The organism is Candidatus Thiodiazotropha endoloripes, from assembly GCF_001708965.1.
In the GTDB taxonomy this organism is placed as follows: Bacteria; Pseudomonadota; Gammaproteobacteria; order Chromatiales; family Chromatiaceae; genus Thiodiazotropha; species Thiodiazotropha endoloripes.
The window spans coordinates 908,066-932,576 of sequence record NZ_LVJW01000006.1; the positions used below are offsets into that span (position 1 = coordinate 908,066).

A 24,511-nucleotide genomic window follows, 5' to 3' on the forward strand; every position below is an offset into this window, starting at 1 on the left:
GTTGTATGATCCCGCATATATTTCGTGTTTTTAGGAGTTGACCTCTAGAGTCACCGTGTTGGATTGTTCCAGGTAAGGCAGGATCTCAATGACTGAGTTATTGAGTATGAATGCTGCACCTTCTAATGTATACCGTACCAGCATACCCCTGAACTTGTGAGTTTCTCTCTGTTTCTCTTTGAACACAAAAGTCAAGTCAACTAAAGCCCCCAAATGGAGATCCAGACTATCGGACTCTATAAAAATCCCTGTAGCTGATATATCACGTGTTTTGTACACCCCTAAATGATGTCCATTGCGATCAAGCGTAACCATGACTTGAGCAGCAATACGGCTTCCAAATCGGTGATCCATAATTGACCCCATCCATTTCAGTTATAAGTATTGACTACGAATTGTTTAGAATATAGTGATATCTTTCTATACAATTCAGGGTACCCTATATTTTATTGTTATACCTTAGGGTTGATGTACACTCTAAGTGAAACTGTAAAGAAAAATAATTCGGGCGTTTACCTACGTAATTCTACGTATGCTTGACTGACGTCAGTTATCTATTTATTACTGGAGTCACTTGATTGCTGAGTCGAAGGCATGGGGATCGAAGGCTTTACACTAAACAAATCACAATCTAACATCTCCTTTAGGACAGCCATCTGTGTGGATACCAATTCCATTAGGCCACTTTAACTGACAAATATTTGAAGAATATTTACTTAAAATTGCACTCTTTTGCAGCAGATAGAGATCCAGAACGCCCGCCACAATTGAACTGCAATGCTCAGCCAGTTAACAATTAAATTATTATAATATTCATAAGCCCTCATCTAAATAGAACTATAACGAGGATCGAGAGGTTAGATTTATTTCCATGAGCGATTTAGACAGCCAATTAAAAGAATTGCGCCGACAGGCAGAGAAACGGCTGCAAGACTGTAAGAATGACTCAGTGGAAATACAGCCTGAACAGTTGGCCGAACAGATCCACGAACTGGAAGTTCATCAAATTGAACTTAAGATTCAAAATGAAGATCTACAACGCAGCCAGATGGAACTGGAAACCTCCCGGGATCAATATGCAGAGTTGTTTGATTTTGCGCCTGTAGGCTATCTGATAATTGACAATAAAGGCCGGATTGTTCGCACCAATCTACTGAGTAGTGAAATGTTTGGTATGAACAGATTTCAAATGGCTGGGGTCTTCTTCTATACGTTTGTCACCAAGGAATATCGGAGAGAACTGTTTCGACACTTCCAACATGTATTCAAAGATCAAATCAGAAAAACCTGTGAAGTGAAAATTGCATTGAACGATGGGACAGTATTTTTCGCCAAAATGGATAGCGTGGTACAGCCTCGAGGTGAGAAAGATAAGCTTCAATGCTTAACCCTCATAACCGATATTACCAAACTCAAGAAGACTGAAGTTACCAACAAACAGGCGAGGCAGGCAGCTGAAGATGCGAGCAGAGCCAAGTCACAATTTCTTACAGCAGTAAGTCATGATCTTCGCCAACCTTTACAAGCAATGACTACTATCAGTGATTTACTGAAAAGAAAACTCACTGACAAAAAAAATCTTGATTTGGTTAACAATCTATCCAGTTGCCTGATTAGTATGACTGAGTTATTCAATACTCTGCTCAATGTCAGTCAGTTAGAATCAGGCTCAATTGAACCTGAACTAAAGACATTTTATGCGAACGAGCTGCTTAATCGATTGGATGTAACATATCGTCCACTCGCTATGGATAAGCAACTGAATCTACGGGTGGTCGACTGCTCTTCAGCACTCCGGTGTGATCCTGTTCTGTTATATCAAATCCTTGATAATTTAGTTTCAAACGCTATCCGCTATACGGATTCAGGTAAAGTACTGGTCGGTTGTAGACGCCGCAAATCGATGTTGCGTTTTGAGATTTGGGATACGGGTATTGGCATACCAGAGAATCAACGCGAACAGATATTTGATGATTACCATCAACTCTACAACCCTGCCAGAGACCACAGCAAAGGCCTTGGACTTGGCCTAGCAATTGCTGCACGAAGCGCGAAACTATTGGGGCAAAAGATAGCACTTAATTCGTGGAAAAATGGATCGATATTTTCGATTGATGCACCACTGATCGATTATCAAACGAACAAATCGAAAAAAACATCAATCAACAACCTCGAAAACACCAAAATTTCAACAACATCACTATTGATCATTGATGACAACAGCATCATTCTCCACTCATTGAGTTATTTGATGGAGAGTTATGGATACAAAGTCACGGGAACAAAGAGTAGTCATGATGCAATGGCTATGATAAAGGATGAATTACGGCAATTTGATTTCATTATTTCTGATTACCGTTTACCAAACGGCGAGACCGGCATAGAGCTTATCAAGAAAATTCGTCAAACATTAGGTTTTAACATACCTGCCTTGCTTATTACCGGAGATCTGGAGATGTCCATGTCACAGGAGTTTGCCGACTCGGGACTGAAACTTCTGCATAAACCAGTCGGAGCAGAAATTTTGAACCAGCATATTCAGGAGATCATGGGCTGAATGTTTTCTAGCCCTTAAAACAATCTTGGGCCTGTTAACACTAATCCAATAGGCCCTAGCGTTATGACCACTATAGATAAAGAGATTCAGCCACTTCAAACTAGGTTTACGTTGTACATTATTTTCATTTTCGGTCCGAAAGCGTCACCGCCAACACGCTTTCACCAAAAATCCTGATTTTTCAAAAACAGCACATTTCATCCGGAGGGACAGACCAGCCACACCATCAAAATTCGTATGGATAGATTGGTAAGTATTGTTTCAATACCCTGATTATCAACCTGGAGAGAAAGTAGCTGCTGACAGAGGAGGGTTTGAGTATCGCCCAGATCAGACTTTAAACCTCGAGAAAGATCCTGTCGAACAGATGCTCATCATCGTTGTCCTCCAACTCTTCCATGAAGATCCTTGTCTTCTGCTGTAGGTCAAACAGGTTGCATTGACGGATCAGTTCCCGGGTTTCCAGCAGTGCACTGGGTTGCATACTGAGCTCCCGCAATCCCAAACCCAACAGCAAACGGACATAGCGGGGATCACCCGCCATCTCACCACACATACTGACCGGGATATCCGCATCCTGAGCCGCCTCGATGGTATAACGGATCAGCATCAGAACGGCCGGATGGAGCGGATCGAAGAGAAAGTTCACCTCTTCATCCATACGGTCCACAGCCAAGGTGTATTGAATCAGGTCATTGGTACCGATGGAGAGAAAATCGAGATAGTGGGCAAAACGTCTTGCCGCCAGTGCCGCTGCCGGTACCTCGATCATGCCTCCGATCGGTATTTCCCGATCGAACGCCACCTCCTCATCGATCAGGTCCTGTTTCGTCTTGTCGATGATGGCAAGCACCTGCTTCAGCTCCTGAACTCCGGAGAGCATGGGAATCATCAGTCTCACAGGCCCTTCAGCTGAAGCTCGCAATATCGCCCTGAGCTGGGGAATGAAGAGCTCAGGCTCCTTCAGACAGAGACGGATCGCGCGCAAACCAAGAGCCGGATTGATCGCCGGCATACAACCAGAATCCGCCATCGTATCGGTGGTTTTGTCCACACCCAGGTCGAGGGTACGAATCGTCAGTGGAATGCCATTCAGCCCCTTAACTGCATCGACATAGACGCCATACTGCTCCTCTTCAGTCGGTGGCGTAGTGCGGTTCATATAGAGAAATTCGGTGCGGAAAAGCCCCACCCCATCGGCCCGGTTCTCCATGGTTACAGGAATATCATCGGGTAACTCGATATTGGAGTAGAGCGAGATTCGTTCACCGTCGGTGGTCAATGCCGGCAGATCGACCTGCTGCCTCAGCTCCACCTCGCGAATTCGCCGGCTCTCGATACGTTGCCGGTAGTAATCGAGTATCCGTTCTGTGGGATCGGCCAGCACCACACCCTGGGCCCCATCGACCACCAGGGGCTCACCCTGACGAAACAGCACAGTCGCCTGATGAACACCCACCACCGCCGGGATACCCAGGCTGCGCGCCAGAATGGCAGTATGGGAGAGAGGCCCGCCGAATTCGGTGATGAAAGCGGCTACCCCCTGGTTTTTCATCATGATGGTCTCTGCCGGCGTCAGATCCCGTGCAACAACAACCCGCCCTTTCAGATCGCCCCGCTGTTCCGGTTTGCCACCGGCCAGAACGAACTGCACATGACCGACCACGTGGTTCACATCATCCTTGCGGGTACGCAGATAGGGGTCGTCCATTTCGTCGAACACCCGTACCAGCTCATCCCGTCGAACCTGAAGTGCCCACTCAGCACTATAGAGTTTTTGCCGGATCAGGCTTACCGTCGCCTGGCTGATCGCATTGTCTTCAAGCATCAACAGATGGGTATCGATGAACTCACTGATATCCTGTGCCGTATCAGAGGGGATCTGATCCCGAACAGATCGTAAATGGCTGGTGGTTGTCAGGAGTGCGGATTCGAAACGATCAATTTCAGCTTCCACCCGCTCCTGGGGAATTTCACGATGAATGATTTCCGGAACACCATGCTGTAACAGGTAGGCCTCACCAATCGCGACTTCCCGCGTGGTTTTGATCCCTATACCCTGACAGGATAGTGTCATTGCTCCTCCCCGAAGCGATCATTGATAAGCACGATCAGCGCTTCCATTGCCTGATCCTCATCACGACCTTCAATTTCCAGCTTCAACATCGAGCCCTTGTTGGCTGCCAGCATCATCACCCCCATGATGCTTTTTCCGTTCACTCTCTGCCCATTGCGATTGAGGAAAACGTCACTCTCATAACTGTTTGCGCAACTAACCAATTTAGCTGCCGCACGGGCATGCAGACCGAGTTTATTTATGATTTCTACTTCTTGTTGCAACATGATATTCAGAATTTATTCAATTGGCCTTTCGCAGCAGTGGATCCCTTCCCTGCCGCCACTGACCGCTTTTTCAGTCAGCGACTTCAGGTCGAGATCGAGATAATTCAGGGTTCGTATCAGCATCGGCAGATTGAGCCCTGAAACCACATTTACACGCCCGCTATCTGCAAGGCTGTAAGCGATATTACTCGGTGTGGAGCCATACATGTCAGTAAACACCAGCACACCATCACCATCATCCAGATTCTCCACCAGCCGGTGTGCCTCTGATTTCATCTGATCAGGATTACACTCGGTGCTCACAGTCAAGGTTTCGATCGGCAACGGTAACTCCACAAACATCTTTTTGACTGTCTCGATCAACGCATCACCGATGCGACTGTGAGTGATCAACAGCAAGCCAATACTCATGACAATTCACGATGACGGCTCATCACCTGCAGTCCTGCCGCTTTAAAATGTTTGACCAGACACTCCACCACATAGACTGAGCGGTGCTGACCACCGGTACAGCCAATGGCAATCGTCAGATAGCTACGCCCATCCGCTTCAAACGCCGGTATCCAGCGTGACAGAAAATCGATCAGATCCGCCACCATCTTTTTGGTTTCTTCCTGCTCATGCAGAAAATCCGCCACCGGTCTATCCATCCCGGTGTAGCTGCGCAGCTCGGTCTGCCAATAGGGATTGGGAAGACAACGCACATCAAACAGGTAGTCTACATCTCTCGGCAGACCATGCTTGAAACCGAATGACTCAAATAGAATCGATACCTGACCACTTTCACCGCCAATCCGATTGCGCACCAGATCCCGAAGCTCATGCACATTGGTGTGAGTGGTATCGATCCTAAGATCAGCCGCCTCATTCAATGGCTGCAAAAGATCCCGCTCATGCTGGATCGCTTCACTGAGCGAGCGTTGCTGATTGGTCAGGGGATGCTTGCGCCGGGTTTCACTAAAGCGCTTGATCAGTGTATCCAGCTGGGCATCCAGGAACAGCATGTTACAGTCGAGACCGCGTTGACGAATACTCTTCACCACCTCCGGCAGATTGGAAATCTGACTGGGCTGACTCCTTGCATCGATACCAACAGCGGTTTTCTTGAAAGTCTCCTCTGGCTCATCGTTTAGATAATCGGAAACGGAAACCAACAGGGAGACCGGCAGATTATCGATACAGTAGTAACCCAGATCTTCAAGGGTATGCAAAGCGATGGTCTTTCCTGATCCGGAAAGTCCGGTGACAATCTGCAGTTTTATCTCATTTGCCATCTCGCTCAGGCCCCAAGACTATTCTTGATCGATGTAGTTTTGTTGACGTTCGATAAAATCCTGGGTTGCATTGTACCCATCCATCTTCAGCAGATGCTGCCTGACGGCAGTCTCCACCAGGATCGCCAGATTCCTGCCTGCCGCAACCGGCAGACTCGTCTGGGGAACATCCACACCCAATAGGGTCCGATGTGAGTGGCACCCCTCCAGGCGATCCATATTTTCGAGTTTTTCATCATCAAAGTGGAGGAGATCTATGATCAAGTGTAACTGTTTATTCGGCTTTATAGCACTATTACCGAAGATAGCCCTGACATTAATCAGACCCAGCCCACGAACTTCAAGAAAATCCTGCAACACCTTCGGGCATCGCCCACTCAATGTGTTCGTGCCTGTCTTATAGAACTCGGTTGCATCATCGGCAACCAGACGATGCCCCCGGGAGATCAGTGCCAGCGCAAGCTCACTTTTGCCGATTGCCGGATCACCGCTCAACAACACACCCTTACCCAGCACTTCCATATAGACCCCATGCAACAACAGGGTCTCACCAACTGGCAGGCTGAATTTCTCCAGCAGTCTATGGATGACATGGTTATCCCCTTTGGGGGTAAACATCAAGGCTGTATGGCTGTTTTTCGCCGACTCCAGGCAAGCCGGCTTGGGCTGCAGGCCATCGGTAAAGATCAGCGCAAGCGGGGAAGAGTCGAACAGGGTTTTCAGAGACTCCAGGTAGCCGGTATCGCCACCATACAGCAGATGCTGCTGTTCCGGAGGGCCAACCACCTGTATCTGGTTCGGACGTATCAGGTTAAGTGGACCTACCGGTTGTTGTCCGTCCGGGGACTCACTGTCCAGAAGGATATTTCCTTCACCACCCTCACCATCCCAGCTGAGCTCAAGTTCACTGGCAAATTCGTCGAAAAGATCGCGAATGGTGTAGTTGGATGGCATCAATCTGATGAGGTTATGGTTTCTCGCTGCTTGATCAACTGAAACAGTTGCTGCGTTGTTTCCGCCTCACGCAGTGCGGTACAAAAGGGGGGGTCATCGAACATTCTGGCCAACTTCGCCAGCAGCTGAAGATGTTCGTCTGTGGCCTGTTCCGGTACCAGCATGGCGAACGCCAGATCGACCGGCTGACTGTCTATGGCGTCGAAATCGACACCATTGGGCATCTGAATGAACGCTGCGGTGGCCTGTGTGACCTGAGACATGCGCGCATGGGGTAGCGCAATTCCTTTGCCCAGTCCGGTACTGCCGAGTCGCTCCCTCTCAAGCAATGCATCGAACACAATATCCTGTGACAGCCCGGGAGCAGCATCGGCCAATCTCTGACCAAGCTGCTCAAGGGCGCGTTTTTTACTGGCTGCCTCCACACCGCAGCCGAGACGTTCCTCAAGCAGAAATCCGTCGGGAAACATGGAGACCTCGCCAGTTCAATCTATCGAAAGTTACTCAACTGCATACTTCACACCGCTACCGGCGCGATGACTCTGCATCTTTTCTTTGTGTTTAATCACCTGCCTGTCCAACTTGTCAGTCAAGCCATCAATGGCGGCATACATATCTTCCTGCACTGAATCAGCGAATACGCTGGCACCGTTCACTTGCATGGTGGCTTCCGCCTTCTGCCTCAGCTTCTCAACGCTCAAGATGACATGCACATTGATTACATTATCAAAATGCCGCTCAAGACGTTCGAATTTATTATCTACATAGCTTTTCAAGGCATCGGTTACTTCCACATGATGACCGGTAACGCTTATTTGCATAATTATCTCCTGTCTTAGATGAGTTGGCTCATCACTCTGACCGACTCGCTGAATCGATTCCCGAAACCATCGATCAGGCTGACCATGAGGCCGGATTCGGCTGGAACCACAACCCCTGTTTTCATAGACATCCTGAGCGGTAGATCAATTCACCTACATCAGTCGTTTACGCTCATTCGACGGCGGTATGCTCATCGATTCACGATACTTTGCCACCGTTCGGCGGGCCACTTTGATGCCCTGTTCCGATAGGATGGCGGCGATCTTGTTGTCGCTGAGCGGTTTGCTTGTGTTTTCAGCGGCAATCAATTTTTTAATCAGTGCTCGAATCGCGGTGGAGGAGCACTCCCCGCCGGCACTGGTGTTGACGTGGCTGGAGAAGAAATACTTGAACTCCAGCGTGCCCCGGGGGGTATGCATATATTTCTGGGTCGTCACCCGGGAAATGGTCGATTCATGCATCTCCAGTGCCTCGGCAATATCCCTCAATACCAGCGGCTTCATAGCCTCCTCGCCATGCTCAAAAAAGCCCCGCTGATATTCAACAATCTTACTCGCAACACGCAGAATAGTCTCATTACGGCTCATCAGGCTTTTAATGAACCAGCGCGCCTCCTGCAGATGGTTCTTAAGAAAGGTGTTGTCATCGCTCTGATCCGCCCGCCGGATCAGGCTGGCGTAGTCATTGTTGACCCGAAGCTTGGGGGTAACCTCCCCATTCAGCTCCACAACCCAGCGGTTGTTGCGCTTGCTGACGAAGACATCCGGAATCACATATTCAGGCTCACTTTTTGCGATTGCCGTGCCCGGATGGGGATTCAGGGTCCGGATCAGCTGCATGATGGCAGCGAGCTCCTGCTGATCCACCTTCATGCGACGTATGATCTGATTCTGATCCTGGGCGGAGAGCAGATTGAAGTGATCCCGGCAGAGTTTTATCGCCTGATCCCGATAGGGGGTCTCTTCCGCCAATTGACGAAGCTGAATCAGCAGGCAGTCCTGGGCGCCCTGGGCTCCGACACCCGGTGGATCGAATGCCTGAATCCGATGCAGTACCGCCTCGACATCCTCCAGGGTCGCTTCCTCATCATTCAGCGAACTCAGAATATCCTGCAGGTCGCCTTTGAAGTAACCATCCTCATCGATACTGTCGATCAGGGTGGTGGCTATCACGATATCCTGTTCGGTGAAAGGGGTCAGGGTCATCTGCCAGACCAGATGGTCATGCAGGGTTACAGCGCCGCTACGCTGTACCAGATAGTCATGGTCTGCGGCATCTCCGCCGCTGCTGGCCGGCGGCAGGTAACTGTCGTAGACATCGGTCCATTCACTGTCCACCGGCAGATCCTCGGTCAGCTGGCTGCTGTCGGTCTGAATCTCCCGCTCGTTATTGATGTCATTCGACCCCTCGACTTCCTTGCTCTCCCGGGTCTGTTCACCAGCCTCCTGGGCATCTCCCTCTTTCTGCAGCTGAGTGCTGAACTCCTCCTCGCCCTCAAGCATCGGGTTGGTCTCAAGCACCTCCTGAACCTCCTGGCTCAGGTCGAGCGCAGAGAGCTGCAACAGGCGGATTGCCTGCTGCAATTGAGGAGTCATGGTGAGATGTTGTCCGAGTCGGAGCTGTAGAGCCTGCTTCATAGCAGAGATATCTTTAAACCTGGTATGTTATTTGTATGTCTTTATTCTCATTTTAGCTAAAAATAGCCGCCTACGGAAAGATTCTTCTTCACTGGGTCGATTCTCCTGGGTTCACACCACACTCCAACTTATTCCATACTGATTGAGACCGCCTTCAGCGCGCCTGCCGCTGCCTGTTTAATCCATTAAAAAACAGTGTTATAGACTCACATCGTAAAATTTTCACCCAGGTAGACACTGCGCACCTCCTGGTTGCCGAGGATCTCCTCGGTGGTTCCCTCCGCCAGCACTTTACCACTGTTGATGATGTAGGCCCGGTCGCATATATCGAGTGTCTCCCTGACATTATGATCGGTTATCAGGATCCCAATCTTTAAGGATTTCAGATGCTGGATGATCTTTTTGATATCGATCACGGCAATCGGATCGACCCCGGCAAAGGGCTCATCGAGCAAAATGAAGGCGGGCTCCATGGAGAGGGCCCGGGCAATCTCCAGTCGGCGCCGCTCGCCACCGGAGAGACTCATCGCCATGCTCTCCCGCAGATGCTCGATACCGAACTCCGTCAGCAACTGGTCACATCGGGCCTTACGTGCCTGGCTACCCAGCTCTTTGCGATGTTCCAGTATCGCCAGAATATTCTGCGCCACCGTCAATCGCCTGAAGATGGAGGGCTCCTGGGCCAGGTAACCGATACCCAGACGGGCCCGCTTGTGCATCGCCTGATCAGTCAGCTCCTCCCCATCCAGATAGATCCGCCCCTGATCCGCCTGCACCAGGCCGACAATCATATAGAAGCTGGTGGTCTTGCCGGCACCGTTGGGCCCCAGCAACCCCACCACTTCCCCGCTGTTGAGGTTCAGTGAGACGCCATCCACCACTCTACGCTTGTAGTACTGCTTCTGCAGATCGACAGCCTGCAACTGACTCACGGTTCAGTTTTCCCGGTTTGGGGCTCAATCACCACCTGCACCCGCTGTTTACCCTGGACACTGCTGCCAGCTCTGACCTGTGCATTGGCCCGGTTATAGACGATGCGGTCATTGCGGAAGCTGTTCCCCCCCTGCTCGAGCAGGGCATCGTCGATCAGTAACATCTCATTCCGATTCAGATGGATCTCAATACGCTGCGCCTGACCATGAACCTCAACGCCATCGACCTCAGGCAATTGACTGAATCTTGTCGGCTGCCCCTCACTGACTATCTTTTCGGTTTTGCCGGCTGACCTGTGAACCCAGAGACGATCCGCCCACAACTTCATACTGCCCTGGACGATAGTCACATTGCCCTCATAGAGACTGACGCCGCTGGACTCGTTGATGGAGAGACTATCCGCTTCAAGCGACATCGGTTGATTGCGGTCGCTCTCAAGCCCCCAGGCAGGTATCGCAACTGCCATCAGCAGACTACAGATCAACCCCCTGCCTTTATTCAAATTCATAGTGCCCTCGTACCTGACCGAGCAGCTTCAAGCGTGACGGTTCATCAAACCAGATCTGCATGCCGATCGCCGACAGCCAATCCACACCACTGTTGATTCTGACTGCCTCAGCGGTCTCGGCATAGGACGCCTCTGCATGGATTGTCAGATCCTCGGTCTCAATCCGGTAAGGTGCAAACTCAGCTTTCCCATCACGTTCGATTATCACTTGGCCCGGAAGAAACAGTGTCTCCTGACGATGGTCGGCCAGGCCATTTTCACCCCACATTCTCCAGGGAGGTTGATCAGACCTGAATCGTTGCACCACCGGTTGAGAGAGCTCAGTGATACCGCGCTTCTCATAATGGGTCATTCTGGGGGTTCGCAGAATCTGTAACAACTGCCCATCGTCATCATACTGTTTTACCAGCAGGTTGACGGCATAGGTATCAGGGGTATCCCTAGCAATCTCAGGCCTTTTGATCTCCGGCCGTTGCAACTCGTTAACCCACCAGGCCAAACTCAATACCAGTGCAAACATCAACAATAGACCGAGCAGGCGCCTGTTCAAAGATAGTGTTCCAGGCTTGACTGCAAGGTATCCTGAGCCTGCATGATCATTTCACACACATCTCTAGCGGCGCCCCGCCCACCGCCATGAGGGGTCTGCCAGTGGGCATGCTGCACCACGAACGGATGGGCGTCCTGCACAGCGATCGCCAATCCCACCCGGCGCATGATCGGCAGGTCCACCACATCATCGCCCACATAGGCGATCTGATCATCCGACAAGCCAAGCTTCTGTTTCAACTCTTCATAGGCAGGCAGTTTCTCCAGCTTGCCCTGATAGACATACTCAACACCCAGACTCTCCATACGCAATCTCACCACTTCAGAAGTACGGCCGGTGATAATGCCGATCACCACACCGGTGTACTGCAACATTTTCATGCCATGCCCATCCCTGGAATGGAAGGCTTTATACTCCTGACCATCGTCACCCAGAAAAAGTCCACCATCGGTCAGTACACCGTCAACATCAAAGATCACTAGTTTGACCGCTCTGGCCTTATCATGAATATCCTGCATTTTGCCCCCCTAATGTTTAATTTTTATTCTGTGGCGTTATCTATAATCCCGGTGGCTAAAAGCAAGCCATTCGGTCGCCAGATGAATCTCACTACATAACACCAGCCCTCAGCAGGTCATGCATATTGAACGCGCCGACCAGGCGTCGTTCCCCATCCACAACCAGCAGGCCGTTGATTTTATTCTCTTCCATCATCTGCAATGCTTCAGCCGCCAGCATCTCCGGTGGAACCTGTTTACACCCCTTAGTCATGACCTCTGCGACGCGCATCTTGTGGATATCGATCGGCCGGTTCAGGGTGCGGCGTAGATCCCCGTCGGTATAGACACCGACCAACTGCCCCTGCTGATCGACCACCGCCGTCATTCCCAGGCCTTTCACAGACATCACCTCCAATGCCTCATGCAGGCTGGCATCCTGGCTGACGGATGGCAGCGCTTCTCCGCTATGCATGATGTCACCCACATGCAGTAGCAGACGCCGACCCAGCGAGCCACCTGGATGGGAGAGGGCAAAGTCCTTGGCTGTGAATCCCCTGGCTTGCAACAGAGCAACCGCCAGCGCATCCCCCATCACCAGCGCGGCCGTGGTACTGGAAGTCGGCGCCAAGCCAAGAGGACAGGCCTCCTTATCGACACTCACATCGATATGCACTTCCGACTCTTTGGCCAGGGTGGAGTGGGCTTTACCGGTCATCGCAATCAGTGGCACACCGAGCCGCTTGAGCAACGGCAGAATCACCAGCAGTTCGCCGGTCTCCCCGGAATTCGACAGGGCGAGTACCACATCGTCCGGGGTGATCATACCCAGATCCCCGTGACTGGCTTCACCGGGGTGGACAAAAAAAGCGGGACTGCCGGTACTCGCCAGAGTGGCCGCCAACTTGTTGCCGATATGTCCGGATTTCCCCATGCCAATCACCACAATCCGTCCACGGCAATGGAGCAGATAGTGGCATGCCTGGGCGAATCCAGCCCCCAGTCGGGGAATCAGCGCCATGACGGCCGCAGCCTCCGTCTCAATGACAGCCTGACCCAGCTCGATCATCTGGGCCGTCTCTTGTTCGGTGGGCATCGGGGATCTTTTCATCTGAACAGTATGTACGGTTTGATTTGACATCTCAAAGAGGTAACACCACCGAGTAGAACAGCCAGGACTGGTAGCCGATAAAACAGAGCAGAAGCCCCAATCCCTCAATTCGATTGATCCGCCCCGGTTTACCAAAACCGTAGCCCATCAGGAAAAGGAACAGTGTCAGACCGAACATCACCGGCAGATCCCGCGTCAGCACAAAGGGGGAGAATGCGCCAGGCGCCACCAGGCCGGGAATACTCAGAACAGCCAACATATTATATAGGTTTGAACCGATCACATTGCCGATGGCGATATCATCCTCACCCTTCATCGCACTGGTGATACTGGCGGCGAGTTCCGGCAGGCTGGTGCCGATCGCGACAATCGTCAGACCGATCACCACATCGCTGACACCGAGCTCGACAGCCACATTGGTTGCCCCCCAGACCAGCACCCTGGAACTGATCAGCAGCAGAACCAGTCCGCCAGTTAAAAGCATCAGCGCTTTACGGGTCGGCACATCATGGGGGATCTCGGCATCGTACTCCCCGGCAATCGGGTCAGCCTCACCGGTTTTGGCGGTATAGATCATCCAACCGAACACCCCGACCAGCAAGACAAGTAATATCCCGCCATCCAGCAGACCCAGCTCCCCATCCAGCATCAGCAGAATACAGATTACCGTCACGCCAAGCAGAATCGGATACTCCCGTTTCAGCACGCTGGAGTGGACAGAGAGGGGGATCACCAGGGCGGTTACCCCGAGAATCAGGCCGATGTTGGCGATATTCGAACCAACCGCATTACCGATCGCTAACCCCGGATTGCCGTTCACAGCCGCCATCACGGAGACCAGCACTTCCGGAGCTGAGGTACCGAACCCAACCACGGTAAGGCCGATCAGCATGGGAGATACGCCCAGATTGTCAGCCAATGCCGCGGCACCGCTGATAAACCGGTCTGCGCTCCAAACCAGTACGACCAGACCCAATAGAATGGAAAGACTGTACAGCAACATGAACTAGGGCCTTTCCTCACCTATCCATAGGCTTGCGCCGGAAACAGCGCAACACGGGGCTACTCGTCGTTCTCTTGGAATCACCAAACTTCTCTCTCCTCGCGCTTCGGTTGGCGCTCTATTTCAAACACAACAGGGCCAATTGGATTGGTGATAACAGACCCTGGTGCTTTTACTCCATTTACCAAACAGTGTTATCGGCATTCACCCGCAGACCAATCGATAGCCGGTGGCATGCCGATAGCGCCAACAAGAAAATAATCAAAGGGTTGAGATGATAGCAGAAAGCCAATACAAGATGCTTGACAATTATATCGGTATATTAGATAATTCCAACATACTGATACATTATGTTTCAGTTATCCTCCTTTGGTGGTATATTCATTCAGCGCAACAACCTCTGTTGCGCTTTTTTTTTGCCTGGCGGCAAACTGGGCACCCCGGGTTTCCAGGATAATGAAATAGTCCTTGTGCCAACCCATGGGATCATGTATTATCCGCCGTCTTTTTCGAAGCACAATAGTTCTCCATTGGAGCGACATCGGATGACTACTTTAAGCGCAAAGCCGGCTGAGGTTCGCCGCAATTGGTACCTTGTGGATGCTACAGACAAGACCCTGGGTCGTCTGTCCACAGAGATTGCACGACGTCTGCGCGGCAAGCATAAACCGGAATATACACCTCACGTGGATACCGGCGATTACATCGTCGTGGTCAACGCAGAGAAGATTCGGGTTACCGGCAACAAAATGTCCGACAAGATGTACCACCACCACACGGGTTATGTCGGCAACATGAAATCCATCAGCCTGGACAAGCTGCTGCAGAAGGCACCTGAACGTGCAATCGAGCATGCAGTCAAAGGCATGATGCCGAAAAACCCACTGGGGCGCGTCATGTTCAAGAAGCTGCGCGTCTTCGCCGGCCCTGAGCACAGCCATCAGGCCCAGCAACCTCAGCCCCTGGAAATCTAAAGCAAGAGTTTAAGACCATGGCAGACACCCATATCACAACCGGACGCCGTAAGAGTTCCACTGCACGAGTCTTTCTGACCACCGGCAGCGGCAACATCACCGTCAACAACCGTCCGCTCGACGAATACTTCGGTCGCGAAACCGCCCGCATGGTGGTACGTCAGCCACTGGAGTCCACCGAGACCCTCGGCAAGGTTGACATCAAAGTCACGGTCAGAGGTGGCGGCACCACCGGTCAGGCCGGCGCCATCCGTCACGGTATCTCCCGTGCACTGGACGCCTATGACGAGTCACTGCATGGCGTGCTGCGCAAATCAGGCTTTCTGACCCGCGATGCCCGTGCGGTAGAGCGTAAGAAAGTCGGTCTGCACAAAGCCCGTAAGCGTCCTCAATTCTCCAAACGTTAAGTCTGGCTTGTGTTGCGGACGATTTCGTCCTGCACCAGGTCTGCAACTGGGGATTCGTCTAATGGCAGGACAACGGACTCTGACTCCGTATGTGGAGGTTCGAATCCTCCATCCCCAGCCAACGCTAAGAAAAGCCCACCATCGTGTGGGCTTTTTTAGTGCTTGCTAAAACCACCCCGGATGGAGGATTTGAACCGATCAGAGGTTCGACGACCGAGCATAGCGAGGGCGATCAGCTTCAGCTGACCCCGAAGGGGCGAGGCCACTGGCCGAGTAATCCTCCATCCCCAGCCAACGCTAAGAAAAGCCCACCATCGTGTGGGCTTTTTTAGTGCTTGCTAAAACCACCCCGGATGGAGGATTTGAACCGATCAGAGGTTCGACGACCGAGCATAGCGAGGGCGATCAGCTTCAGCTGACCCCGAAGGGGCGAGGCCACTGGCCGAGTAATCCTCCATCCCCAGCCAACGCTAAGAAAAGCCCACCATCGTGTGGGCTTTTTTAGTGCTTGCTAAAACCACCCCGGATGGAGGATTTGAACCGATCAGAGGTTCGACGACCGAGCATAGCGAGGGCGATCAGCTTCAGCTGACCCCGAAGGGGCGAGGAATGGAAGGCCGCACTGGGAAATCAGCTCCGATTCTCAGTCTCATAGACCACCACCGGTGGATGATAGATGACCTGCACGACCACACCATCCGGGTCGTAGCAGTAGAAACTTCTCGCTCCGTCCCGGTGAGTACGGGGTTCATTTCGCATTCTCACCCCATCTGCCTTGAGGAACTCAAACCACTCATCCACCGCTTCCGGGGTGGCCAGAAAGAAACCGATGTGATCGAGGCGCTGGGCCGCCTCATCGAACTGCTCTGCGGCGGTCTTGTGCAGAGCAAGATTGTCCGGCCCGGAGCTGAGATAGAGATTGTCCGGATCCGGGCGCCACTCGACCCCCATCCCCAGCAGCTCCACATAGAAGTGCTCACTGCTCGCCATATCCCTGACATTCAGCGCCACGTGGCGCATCCCCATATGATTCCCCGGTCTTTTCACGACAACACCTCACTCAGTGCCTGATCCCACTGCTGCTGCCCCAGTGCCCGTTTCACCACCAGCGGCAGGGCAACAGCCCCATGGGCCAGCAACTGCTCATGCAGGTCTCTGATCGAGGCCCCGGAGTTCTGTTCAAGATAGTGTTTGGAGAGTTGCTCGATCAGATCGGCACCGAGCAGTGCCATGAAGGCATCAGTCGGCCGTCTGGAGATGGCCGTCAGGCTGACTTCAGCCCAACAGGGAATATCCGAGAGGGGCTTCAGGCGCTCCAGGGCCTGCCGACTGTTGAGCTCACCGGTATGGAACTCGAGGTCGATGCAGGCCTGTTCAGCCAGCGCCAGACGCCTCTGATTGAGCAGGATACGATCCTGTTCGTCGAAATAACCCCGTGACTCCAGCACACGGCTCATATAGTGAGCCCAGCCCCGCTTGAAGGCCGCCGAGGGATTGATCTGACGCACCAGACTGTGCGCCGAGATCCCACCGGCCCAGGCCAGATAGTGACGCCCGGCCCAACTGCTGTAGAGATTCCGCATGCGTATTGCGGCGCGGCTCTCACCTCCCCCGACCTGCTGATCGTGAGGAATCAGGCATACACCACCCTCCTGAGTCCGCAGATAGCTGCCACAATCCGGCTGGCGGTAACAGCTGTCGGTGACGCGAATCGCAAGTGGCTGCTTAGAATCGGGCAGTAACTGATGCTGCTGCAGGAAACCCCGCAGAATCTGTGCCTCCTCCTGATAGGCCTGGATACGCTCGTTTCCACTGAGACGCTCACCTGTGGAGGCCTTCAAATCGGTAACATCCAGACCCTGCTGCCGTAACGATTCATAGGTCTGGTGCAGGCGCGATCTGGCAAATGTCAGCGCCTGATCGACCTGGAGTTCAACCTGATCCCGGTTGTGCAAAAACCAGCTCAGCAGCTCCGGACCGCAATCAGCAGTACCGGAAGCCACCGGTATCAGGTTCTTGATCAGACACTGCTGGTAGTCCTCAACGGCTTCTGCCGCCTGGCTGGCCAGTGACTGCAACCGACCCTGATCGGCACAGCACTCCCGTGTCTGCGGCAGATCGCGACCAAGCCGTTTCAGCCAGGGCACCCCCTTTTCGGCGGTTTCCAGGGCATCGGCCAGCCACAGGGTAGAGACCACGCCGGGCAGCTCAGACAACCTTCCCCGGGCATCCCGCAGATAGTTGGGTGTAAGCTCCAGCACCCCCATCAGCGCTTCACAAAGCCGCTCCGACTGACGAACCACCAGCTCCTGCAGCTGGTTGAGTGGCAGATATTTCGCCGGATCACGATAGCGCCAGTCCTGTTCCAGCAACATCCGGTGCTCCACCAGGGCGGCCCCACGAATCAACTGCAGATCGAGCTGACGATCCGCATCCAGTTGCTCAAAATCGAGGTTATCCAGGCTCACCAGAAGGTTGCTGATCAGGTTCGCCAGGGCACCTTTGTCATCATCGCCATCCGCAGTCAGTTTACCTTCGTAGCCCGAAACCGAGGCGTAGACAGCCGCCAATGGGTGGAAGCGGAACCAGGCGCGATAGTAGTCGGCAACCAACTCATCGAAATCACTGGCGGCACTACTCATCACGTATCTCGTAATCGTGGGTAATCTTCGCGGTCGCGCCCAGCATGATCGAGGCGGAGCAGTATTTATCCGCACTCAAGGAGATGGCTCTGGAGACATGTTTTTCACTGAGCTCCCGTCCAGTGACGATAAAATGGGCGTGAATATCGGTAAAAACCTTAGGGTCAGCCTCAGAACGCTTGGCCTCCAACTCCACAACGCAACCGGTAACCTGCTGGCGGGACTTCCTCAATATGGAGAGCACATCGAACTCTGTGCACCCCCCCATGCCAAGCAGCAGCATCTCCATCGGTCTGACTCCCAGATTCCTGCCTCCATGATCCGGCGGACCATCCATAATTATTGCATGGCCACTCCCGGCCTCACCCATCATGGTGGCTGCCTCCACCCATACGACCCGTGCTTTCATTCATTACTCCAAAGTTGGTTTTCACTCTGCGTCTATACAGAACATCAAACTGAGGCTAAGGTCACAGCCATACAGGCCGTAAACAAGTTAAACAGCCATAAGTGTTCTAGAAATAGATGATAAACATGACATACGTTAAATTTATGGCTTGTTGTTTTTTGTTACACTATATCTATGCGAGTCTACAGAAGACTGTAAATTCGACAAGTTGATAAGGGTTGCTAAACTTGATCCTACGCTTTCTATTGAACTTCGTATCATACGAAGCATGGGCTCAGATTTACTGCCATACAGATCAGCAGCGACTGCACTCAGGCAGATGACTGATTCAATCGGCAGGCTGATCTCTATACCATATAACGTTTAATAAATTCAGAGTCCAAAGATCATGACGATCATAAAACCGCCACCGCAGGAACCAGAGTATCTCCAGCGATTCCTGTCATTTTGTCATCGCCGGCGCTACCCAAAGAATACCGAGATCATCCATATCGGTGACCCGGCAGATATCCTCTATTACATCACGGAAGGCTCGGTGGCTGTCTACATCGAAGATGAAGATGGTCGGGAAATCATCCTCACTTACCTCAACAAAGGGCAGTTTGTCGGCGAAATGGGGCTGTTCGTCCCGGAACCGAAGCGCAGTGTGATGGTACGCACCCGCGCCTCCTGCCAGATCGCTGAGATCAGTTATCAGCGGCTGGAGCAGCTCTTTTCCCATGATCTGAAGGAGTACACCAAGGATATTCTCTATGCGATGGGGGCTCAGCTCTCCCAACGTCTCAACCAGACCAGCAACAAGGTGGGACATCTGGCCTTTTTCGATGTTACCGGCCGCATCGCCCGCACCCTGCTGGATCTCTGTAAGGAGCCCGACGCCATGACCCATCCGGATGGGATGCAGATCCGCATCACCAGACAGGAGATCGGCCGGATCGTAGGCTGCTCCAGAGAGATGGCTGGCCGGGTATTGAAAAACCTCGAGGAGCAGGGCCTGATCAGTGTTAAGGGTAAAACCATCGTGGTGTTCGGCACCCGCTGAACCTCTCACCGGCCTGATCGAGTAGGGTGCGGACGAGCCGCACCCGAAAGGTTGCAGGCCCAACACCCCCCTTGCCAAAACACAAATCCTTGAAAGGCATTCTCTTGCCTGAGTGGAACGCCACCTGCCTGAGAGACTTTCAAGCCGATTCTGCCGGAATAGCTGGGCTTCGTTGCGTAAAAATACAGCGAATGTCTTTTTTTAATTTATGGCCACTATCTGCCTAGCTTCGCGGTGATTGGTGTTCATTTGCGGCAATTACTCTCAAAAAAACACCACTCCCCTCTAACTCCCCATCTCCGCTACCACCGGATAACGGGGACAGTTGGTCAAATGGTCATTAACCATTCCCACCGATTGCATGAACGCGTAGCAGATGGTTGAGCCGACAAAGCGGAAGCCTTTCCGCTTCAACTCTTTACTCATGGCATCTGAGATCGGAGTACTGGCCGGCACCTGCTCCAGCTTACGCCAGCGGTTCTGCTTCGGTAGACCGTCGACGAAATCCCAGAGAAACTCCGAGAACCCCTCACCGGCCTCGAGCTCGAGGAAGGCCTGGGCATTGCCAATCGTCGCATTGACCTTGAGCCGGTTCCGCACAATCCCGGCATCCGCCAGCAGCCGTTTCACATCCCCCGCCCCATAGGCAGCAATCCTGTTCACATCAAAGCCCTCAAAGGCCCGTCTGTAGCCCTCCCGCTTACGTAAAATGGTCAACCAGGAGAGACCCGCCTGTGCTCCCTCCAGGATCAGCATTTCAAACAGATGCTGTGGATCGCGGGATGGCACCCCCCACTCCCGATCGTGGTATTCCACATACTCATCATCTCCCAGACACCAGGGACAGGGTTCGGTTTTCATAGCCTCTTGTTCTCCTCCGGTCCAATCCAGAAATGGGGTACATGGGCAAGCTCCCAGAGAAACCCGTCCGGATCGCTGAAATAGCCTGAATAGCCACCCCAAAAGGTCTCCTGAGGCGGCTTGATAAGGGTCGCTCCCGCGCTCAACGCCTCTGCCATAACCCGGTCCACCGCCTCTCGGCTGCTCAGATTATGGGCCAGGGTAAACGGACTCTTATCAGCCCGACCGAACTCGACACCCGCATCCTCACCCAGTGCCCGCTTCGGATAGAGACCAAGCCAGCTGCCCTGCAGATCAAAAAAGGCTACCGCATCGCTGTCGAAATCATAGCGAGGCAGTCCCAGTTGCTGATAAAACCCTATCGACTCTGTGAGGTCATTCACACCGAGGGTAATAAGACTGATTCTTGGCTCCATGGCGCTACTCCCTTGAATGTTATGGTGAGTGGGAGTCTATCCACAGCCTGCTGACAACGGGGTGTCAGTATTGAAAATGAGGCCACATCACTCAAGTTGATTGAAGCAATTTGCGGTTCTCTTCTGAAGTGTCAATCTTGCCTGAACCGGGATCAATCCGCCTCCTCATCCACACTGATCAGGTAATCCTTCAGAGTCCGGCCACTGAGTTGTGGGTATCGCCCATTCGCCATCTGCAGAGATTCGATTCGATCCACACGAAACTGACGAAACCCCTCCCGCAATTCACACCAGGCTGCCAAAGTCCAGACAGAACCCCAGTAGAAGAGGCCAAGCGGCCAGATCACCCGATCCGAGTGGACCCCATCCCGACGACGGTAGGCGATCTCTATTTTACGCTGTTGGGCGATCGCTTTGCGGAGTCTGGCCACCTGCTGCCTGACTTCGGCAGGAATATGAAAATCGGGCACCAGCAGCGCCTCGTGGGAGAGCACCGGGCGAATCCGTTCCGGTACCACCGCCGCCACCTTACCGAGCGCACTGGATGCCGCCTCCGCCAATGCCGTATCACACCAGCCCTGAACCATGCGCATGCCCAACATCAATGCGGTCAACTCCTCTTCGTTGAACATCAGCGGCGGGACTCGAAACCCTTTACTCAGACGATAGCCGCTGCCGGCAACAGCTTCGATGGGAATGCCGGACGCAGAGAGTGCATCGATGTCACGGTAGATGGTTCTGACCGAGACCTCCAGCCGGGCGGCCAGGCTTTCAGCCGTAATGTAGCGCTCGGCACTGAGCTCCTGAGTAATGCGAAACAGACGGTCCGCACGGCGCATGGTGCACTCCAATCAGATCAGGAAAAGAGCTCCCGCAATCTGGCCCCGGGATCCTCTGCACGCATGAAGGCCTCACCCACCAGAAAGGCATTCACCTGGTGGCCGCGCATCCGTTTGACATCCTGCTGATCGAGGATACCGCTCTCTGTCACCACAATCCGATCCTCTGGAATCTGATCCAGCAGTCCAAGGGTGGTATCCAGGGTGACCTCGAAATTGCGCAGATTGCGATTGTTGATTCCGATCAGGCGATTCTCCACCGCCAGCGCCCGCTGCAGTTCCGCTTCGTCATGCACCTCGATCAACACATCCATACCCAGCTCGTGGGCCAGATCATTCAGACGTTTGAGTTGCGCATCATCCAGACAGGCCGCAATCAGCAGAATACAGTCCGCCTCGATCGCCCGAGCCTCATAGACCTGATAGGGATCGATGATGAAATCCTTGCGAATCACCGGCAGCGTGCAGGCACCACGGGCCTGTCGCAGATAGTCATCGCTGCCCTGAAAAAAATCGATATCGGTCAGCACTGAGAGACAGGCCGCCCCACCCTGCTGATAACTGATTGCTATCTCTGCCGGCTGAAAATTCTCGCGCAACACCCCTTTGCTGGGGGAGGCTTTCTTGATCTCCGCAATCACCCCGGCCTCTCCGGCCTGAATCCTCTGCGCAATGGCATTGGCAAATCCACGCGGCGCGGAACTCTCCAGTAACAGTTCCTGCAGATCCTGAAGACGGCGATTCTCCAGCCGGGCTGCAATCTCCTGCTGTTTGCGGGCGACGATCTTTTTCAGAATATCTGGTCTATTTTTCATCTCAGTCTACTGCTATCTCATTAACGCTCAATCTTCCAAGAAGCTACTCGATTAACCCCTATCCCTTTAAGGGAGAGGGGTTGGGGAGAGGGGAGCCACCTTGCCTGCTTATTTGGTCGATTGACGACAATTCTGATGATGAGTCAGTTAATACTCAATCCTCAAAGTTAACGGCACTGTTATGATATCAATCGAAACTCTGGGTCAGTACCACCAGGCGGTCGAGCCGGTTGCGCGCCTCACCACTGGCAATGGCTTCATTGGCCCGATCAACACCCTCCTGCAGGGTGGCGGCATTACCGGAGGTATAGATTGCTGCGCCGGCATTGATCATAACGATGTCTCTGGCCGGCCCCGGATTATCCTCCAGAACCCCGCGAATGGTGCTAAGACTCTCTGCTGCATCGTTGACCTGAATCGCCTTCAGCGGGTTACGGGTGATCCCGAAATCCTCCGGCTGGATGGAGAAACGTCGGATCTGACCATCCTTCAGTTCTGCCACATCGGTGGCGTCGCCAATGCTGATCTCATCCAGTCCGTCGCGTGAGTGCACCACCATCACATGGTGACTGCCGAGACGCTGCAGGACCTCTGCCAACGGCTCCAGCAGTTCACTGCTGAACACACCCAGCAGCAGATTGGGTACGCCGGCGGGATTGGTCAACGGGCCCAGCACATTGAAAATGGTACGAACCCCCATCTCCTTACGTGGTCCGATGGCATGCTTCATGGCACTGTGGTGACCTGGGGCGAACATGAAGCCGACCCCCACCTCGCGGACACACTGCTCCACCTGTTCAGGGGTGAGATCCAGCCGCACTCCGGCCGCTTCCAGGGCATCGGCACTGCCCGACTTGGAAGAGACGGAACGATTGCCGTGCTTGGCCACATGACAGCCTGCCGCCGCCGCGACAAACATACAGGCGGTGGAGACATTGAAGGTGCCGGAGGCGTCACCGCCGGTACCGACGATATCCACCGGGTGACTCAAACCACCGATCGACACCCCGGAGGCCAGTTCACGCATCACCGAGGCTGCCGCCGCGATCTCCGCCACAGTCTCCCCTTTCATCCGCAGACCAATCAGAAAACCGCCGATCTGTGCTGCCGTGGCGCCACCGGTCATGATGGTTCGCATCACACCGGTCATCTCTTCACCCGTCAGGTCCTGACGGGCCAGTACCTTATTGATGGCTTGCTGCATTTCCACGCGCTCTCCCCCCTAGGAATTATTGTTTTTCAGACTAGACAGTGTACATCAGATGCCGGTTACCGGACTGCCGATGGCCCGACATACTTACCGGCGGCCTGCATAGCATCAACAGAACTTTACCCTACACCCCTTCAATGAAGTTTTTCAGCAGCTCATGCCCATGCCGGGTGAGGATCGATTCAGGATGAAACTGAACTCCCTGTATAGGTAATGTCTTGTGCCTTACCCCCATGATCTCATCCATGCCGCCATCCGCTTTTTCCGTCCAGGCAGTGATCTCCAACTCTTCCGGCAGGCTCTCGGTTTCGATCACCAGGGAGTGGTAGCGGGTGGCTTGAAACGGGTTTTCCAGTGCATGGAAGACACCCTGATCCCGATGATGAATCGGCGAGGTCTTGCCATGCATCACTTCCCGGGCATGGATGATATTGCCGCCAAAGGCCTGGCCGATTGACTGATGGCCGAGACAGACACCGAGGATCGGGATCTGTCCTGCATAGGTCTGGATCACGTCAACCGAGATACCGGCTTCATTCGGTGTGCAGGGCCCAGGGGAGATGACGATCTGGTCGGGTTGCATTGCGCCCACGTCGGCCACACCGATCTCGTCATTACGCACCACTTTGACCTCGATACCGAGTTCGCCCAGATACTGCACCAGGTTGTAGGTGAAGGAGTCATAATTGTCGATCATCAGTAACATG

29 protein-coding genes, 1 tRNA gene and 2 other RNA genes are annotated in these 24,511 nt (G+C 53.1%); 7 read left to right on the top strand and 25 right to left on the bottom strand.

Translation table 11 applies throughout. The annotated features are described in order from the left end of the window. Nucleotides 1-30: 30 nt before the first annotated feature. A complete protein-coding gene (locus A3193_RS14735) occupies nt 31-354 on the bottom strand; it encodes a PilZ domain-containing protein (RefSeq protein ID WP_162272454.1) in 324 nt (107 codons plus the stop codon). Between the two features lie 517 nt (nt 355-871). On the opposite strand from A3193_RS14735, the gene A3193_RS14740 reads away from it, so the two are divergent. Continuing rightward, nucleotides 872-2,557 (top strand): ATP-binding response regulator, encoded by a 1,686-nt coding sequence (locus A3193_RS14740; protein ID WP_069015170.1) that lies wholly within the window; start codon nt 872-874, stop codon nt 2,555-2,557. A 337-nt stretch (nt 2,558-2,894) separates the two neighbouring features. On the opposite strand, the gene ptsP is transcribed toward A3193_RS14740, so the two are convergent. The 15 genes from ptsP to A3193_RS20595 form a co-directional block, all read right to left on the bottom strand. Beyond that, nucleotides 2,895-4,634, bottom strand: coding sequence for a phosphoenolpyruvate--protein phosphotransferase (gene ptsP / locus A3193_RS14745; RefSeq protein ID WP_069003503.1), 1,740 nt, complete (start codon nt 4,632-4,634; stop codon nt 2,895-2,897). Beyond that, complete coding sequence (locus A3193_RS14750) at nt 4,631-4,900, bottom strand: HPr family phosphocarrier protein (protein ID WP_069003502.1); 270 nt, start codon at nt 4,898-4,900, stop codon at nt 4,631-4,633. Before A3193_RS14750 ends, ptsP begins: the two co-directional genes overlap by 4 nt. A gap of 12 nt (nt 4,901-4,912) precedes the next feature. Continuing rightward, nucleotides 4,913-5,311 carry a PTS sugar transporter subunit IIA gene (locus A3193_RS14755; protein ID WP_069015171.1) on the bottom strand — a complete coding sequence of 133 codons (399 nt, stop codon included), beginning with the start codon at nt 5,309-5,311 and terminating at the stop codon, nt 4,913-4,915. Then, nucleotides 5,308-6,174 (bottom strand): RNase adapter RapZ, encoded by an 867-nt coding sequence (rapZ, locus tag A3193_RS14760; protein WP_083218166.1) that lies wholly within the window; start codon nt 6,172-6,174, stop codon nt 5,308-5,310. Before rapZ ends, A3193_RS14755 begins: the two co-directional genes overlap by 4 nt. Before the next feature lie 18 nt (nt 6,175-6,192). Next, a complete protein-coding gene (gene hprK, locus A3193_RS14765; protein WP_069003500.1) occupies nt 6,193-7,128 on the bottom strand; it encodes an HPr(Ser) kinase/phosphatase in 936 nt (311 codons plus the stop codon). Beyond that, nucleotides 7,128-7,598, bottom strand: coding sequence for a PTS IIA-like nitrogen regulatory protein PtsN (gene ptsN, locus A3193_RS14770; RefSeq protein ID WP_069003499.1), 471 nt, complete (start codon nt 7,596-7,598; stop codon nt 7,128-7,130). The genes hprK and ptsN overlap by 1 nt, the downstream gene beginning before the upstream one ends. Nucleotides 7,599-7,628: 30 nt before the next feature. Continuing rightward, the gene (hpf, locus tag A3193_RS14775; RefSeq protein ID WP_069015172.1) at nt 7,629-7,949 is read right to left on the bottom strand and encodes a ribosome hibernation-promoting factor, HPF/YfiA family; all 321 of its coding nucleotides are present in this window, start codon (nt 7,947-7,949) and stop codon (nt 7,629-7,631) included. Nucleotides 7,950-8,102: 153 nt separating this feature from the next. Next, nucleotides 8,103-9,587: an RNA polymerase factor sigma-54 gene (locus A3193_RS14780; RefSeq protein WP_069015173.1), complete on the bottom strand. Its 1,485-nt coding sequence runs from the start codon at nt 9,585-9,587 to the stop codon at nt 8,103-8,105. Between the two features lie 206 nt (nt 9,588-9,793). Beyond that, nucleotides 9,794-10,519 carry an LPS export ABC transporter ATP-binding protein gene (gene lptB, locus A3193_RS14785; RefSeq protein ID WP_069015174.1) on the bottom strand — a complete coding sequence of 242 codons (726 nt, stop codon included), beginning with the start codon at nt 10,517-10,519 and terminating at the stop codon, nt 9,794-9,796. Then, nucleotides 10,516-11,028 carry a lipopolysaccharide transport periplasmic protein LptA gene (lptA, locus tag A3193_RS14790; RefSeq protein ID WP_069003495.1) on the bottom strand — a complete coding sequence of 171 codons (513 nt, stop codon included), beginning with the start codon at nt 11,026-11,028 and terminating at the stop codon, nt 10,516-10,518. Before lptA ends, lptB begins: the two co-directional genes overlap by 4 nt. Then, complete coding sequence (gene lptC, locus A3193_RS14795) at nt 11,015-11,578, bottom strand: LPS export ABC transporter periplasmic protein LptC (RefSeq protein ID WP_069003494.1); 564 nt, start codon at nt 11,576-11,578, stop codon at nt 11,015-11,017. Before lptC ends, lptA begins: the two co-directional genes overlap by 14 nt. Then, complete coding sequence (gene kdsC / locus A3193_RS14800; RefSeq protein WP_069003493.1) at nt 11,575-12,096, bottom strand: 3-deoxy-manno-octulosonate-8-phosphatase KdsC; 522 nt, start codon at nt 12,094-12,096, stop codon at nt 11,575-11,577. Before kdsC ends, lptC begins: the two co-directional genes overlap by 4 nt. Before the next feature lie 91 nt (nt 12,097-12,187). After that, nucleotides 12,188-13,171: a KpsF/GutQ family sugar-phosphate isomerase gene (locus A3193_RS14805; protein ID WP_275531599.1), complete on the bottom strand. Its 984-nt coding sequence runs from the start codon at nt 13,169-13,171 to the stop codon at nt 12,188-12,190. A gap of 46 nt (nt 13,172-13,217) precedes the next feature. Next, nucleotides 13,218-14,189 carry a calcium/sodium antiporter gene (locus A3193_RS14810; protein WP_069003492.1) on the bottom strand — a complete coding sequence of 324 codons (972 nt, stop codon included), beginning with the start codon at nt 14,187-14,189 and terminating at the stop codon, nt 13,218-13,220. A 359-nt stretch (nt 14,190-14,548) separates the two neighbouring features. Next, nucleotides 14,549-14,707 (bottom strand): hypothetical protein, encoded by a 159-nt coding sequence (locus tag A3193_RS20595; protein ID WP_155523059.1) that lies wholly within the window; start codon nt 14,705-14,707, stop codon nt 14,549-14,551. Nucleotides 14,708-14,734: 27 nt separating this feature from the next. Between A3193_RS20595 and rplM the strand changes: the two genes are divergently transcribed. The 5 genes from rplM (at nt 14,735) to A3193_RS14835 (ending at nt 16,037) form a co-directional block, all read left to right on the top strand. Then, complete coding sequence (gene rplM / locus A3193_RS14815; protein ID WP_069003491.1) at nt 14,735-15,163, top strand: 50S ribosomal protein L13; 429 nt, start codon at nt 14,735-14,737, stop codon at nt 15,161-15,163. 17 nt (nt 15,164-15,180) lie between these two features. Beyond that, a complete protein-coding gene (gene rpsI, locus A3193_RS14820; RefSeq protein WP_069003490.1) occupies nt 15,181-15,570 on the top strand; it encodes a 30S ribosomal protein S9 in 390 nt (129 codons plus the stop codon). A gap of 47 nt (nt 15,571-15,617) precedes the next feature. After that, nucleotides 15,618-15,691, top strand: a tRNA-Gln gene (locus A3193_RS14825). A gap of 45 nt (nt 15,692-15,736) precedes the next feature. Further along, a non-coding RNA gene (locus A3193_RS14830) (RtT sRNA) lies at nt 15,737-15,864 on the top strand. 45 nt (nt 15,865-15,909) lie between these two features. Continuing rightward, nucleotides 15,910-16,037, top strand: a non-coding RNA gene (locus A3193_RS14835) — RtT sRNA. A gap of 163 nt (nt 16,038-16,200) precedes the next feature. On the opposite strand, the gene A3193_RS14840 is transcribed toward A3193_RS14835, so the two are convergent. From A3193_RS14840 to A3193_RS14850, 3 genes are read right to left on the bottom strand one after another with little or no spacing between them, the layout of a single operon-like run. Then, nucleotides 16,201-16,617: a VOC family protein gene (locus tag A3193_RS14840; protein ID WP_305782041.1), complete on the bottom strand. Its 417-nt coding sequence runs from the start codon at nt 16,615-16,617 to the stop codon at nt 16,201-16,203. Beyond that, on the bottom strand, nt 16,614-18,212 hold the full coding sequence (locus tag A3193_RS14845; protein WP_069015175.1) for a DUF885 family protein: 1,599 nt from the start codon (nt 18,210-18,212) through the stop codon (nt 16,614-16,616). Before A3193_RS14845 ends, A3193_RS14840 begins: the two co-directional genes overlap by 4 nt. Next, entirely contained in the window at nt 18,205-18,621 is a 417-nt protein-coding gene (locus A3193_RS14850; RefSeq protein WP_069003487.1) for an OsmC family protein, read from the bottom strand. Before A3193_RS14850 ends, A3193_RS14845 begins: the two co-directional genes overlap by 8 nt. Before the next feature lie 388 nt (nt 18,622-19,009). On the opposite strand from A3193_RS14850, the gene crp reads away from it, so the two are divergent. Further along, entirely contained in the window at nt 19,010-19,663 is a 654-nt protein-coding gene (crp, locus tag A3193_RS14855; protein WP_068989118.1) for a cAMP-activated global transcriptional regulator CRP, read from the top strand. 285 nt (nt 19,664-19,948) lie between these two features. On the opposite strand, the gene A3193_RS14860 is transcribed toward crp, so the two are convergent. The 6 genes from A3193_RS14860 to A3193_RS14885 all read right to left on the bottom strand — a co-directional run bounded on the left by A3193_RS14860 (nt 19,949) and on the right by A3193_RS14885 (nt 24,510). Then, nucleotides 19,949-20,524 carry a DNA-3-methyladenine glycosylase I gene (locus tag A3193_RS14860; RefSeq protein ID WP_069015176.1) on the bottom strand — a complete coding sequence of 192 codons (576 nt, stop codon included), beginning with the start codon at nt 20,522-20,524 and terminating at the stop codon, nt 19,949-19,951. After that, nucleotides 20,521-20,940 (bottom strand): VOC family protein, encoded by a 420-nt coding sequence (locus A3193_RS14865; RefSeq protein ID WP_069015177.1) that lies wholly within the window; start codon nt 20,938-20,940, stop codon nt 20,521-20,523. The genes A3193_RS14860 and A3193_RS14865 overlap by 4 nt, the downstream gene beginning before the upstream one ends. Before the next feature lie 152 nt (nt 20,941-21,092). Then, a complete protein-coding gene (locus tag A3193_RS14870; RefSeq protein WP_069015178.1) occupies nt 21,093-21,779 on the bottom strand; it encodes a helix-turn-helix transcriptional regulator in 687 nt (228 codons plus the stop codon). Between the two features lie 17 nt (nt 21,780-21,796). Continuing rightward, a complete protein-coding gene (trpC, locus tag A3193_RS14875; RefSeq protein WP_069015179.1) occupies nt 21,797-22,594 on the bottom strand; it encodes an indole-3-glycerol phosphate synthase TrpC in 798 nt (265 codons plus the stop codon). A 187-nt stretch (nt 22,595-22,781) separates the two neighbouring features. Beyond that, nucleotides 22,782-23,804: an anthranilate phosphoribosyltransferase gene (gene trpD, locus A3193_RS14880; RefSeq protein ID WP_069003482.1), complete on the bottom strand. Its 1,023-nt coding sequence runs from the start codon at nt 23,802-23,804 to the stop codon at nt 22,782-22,784. Nucleotides 23,805-23,928: 124 nt separating this feature from the next. Further along, complete coding sequence (locus A3193_RS14885) at nt 23,929-24,510, bottom strand: anthranilate synthase component II (RefSeq protein WP_069003481.1); 582 nt, start codon at nt 24,508-24,510, stop codon at nt 23,929-23,931. Between the last annotated feature and the right edge of the window lies 1 nt (nt 24,511).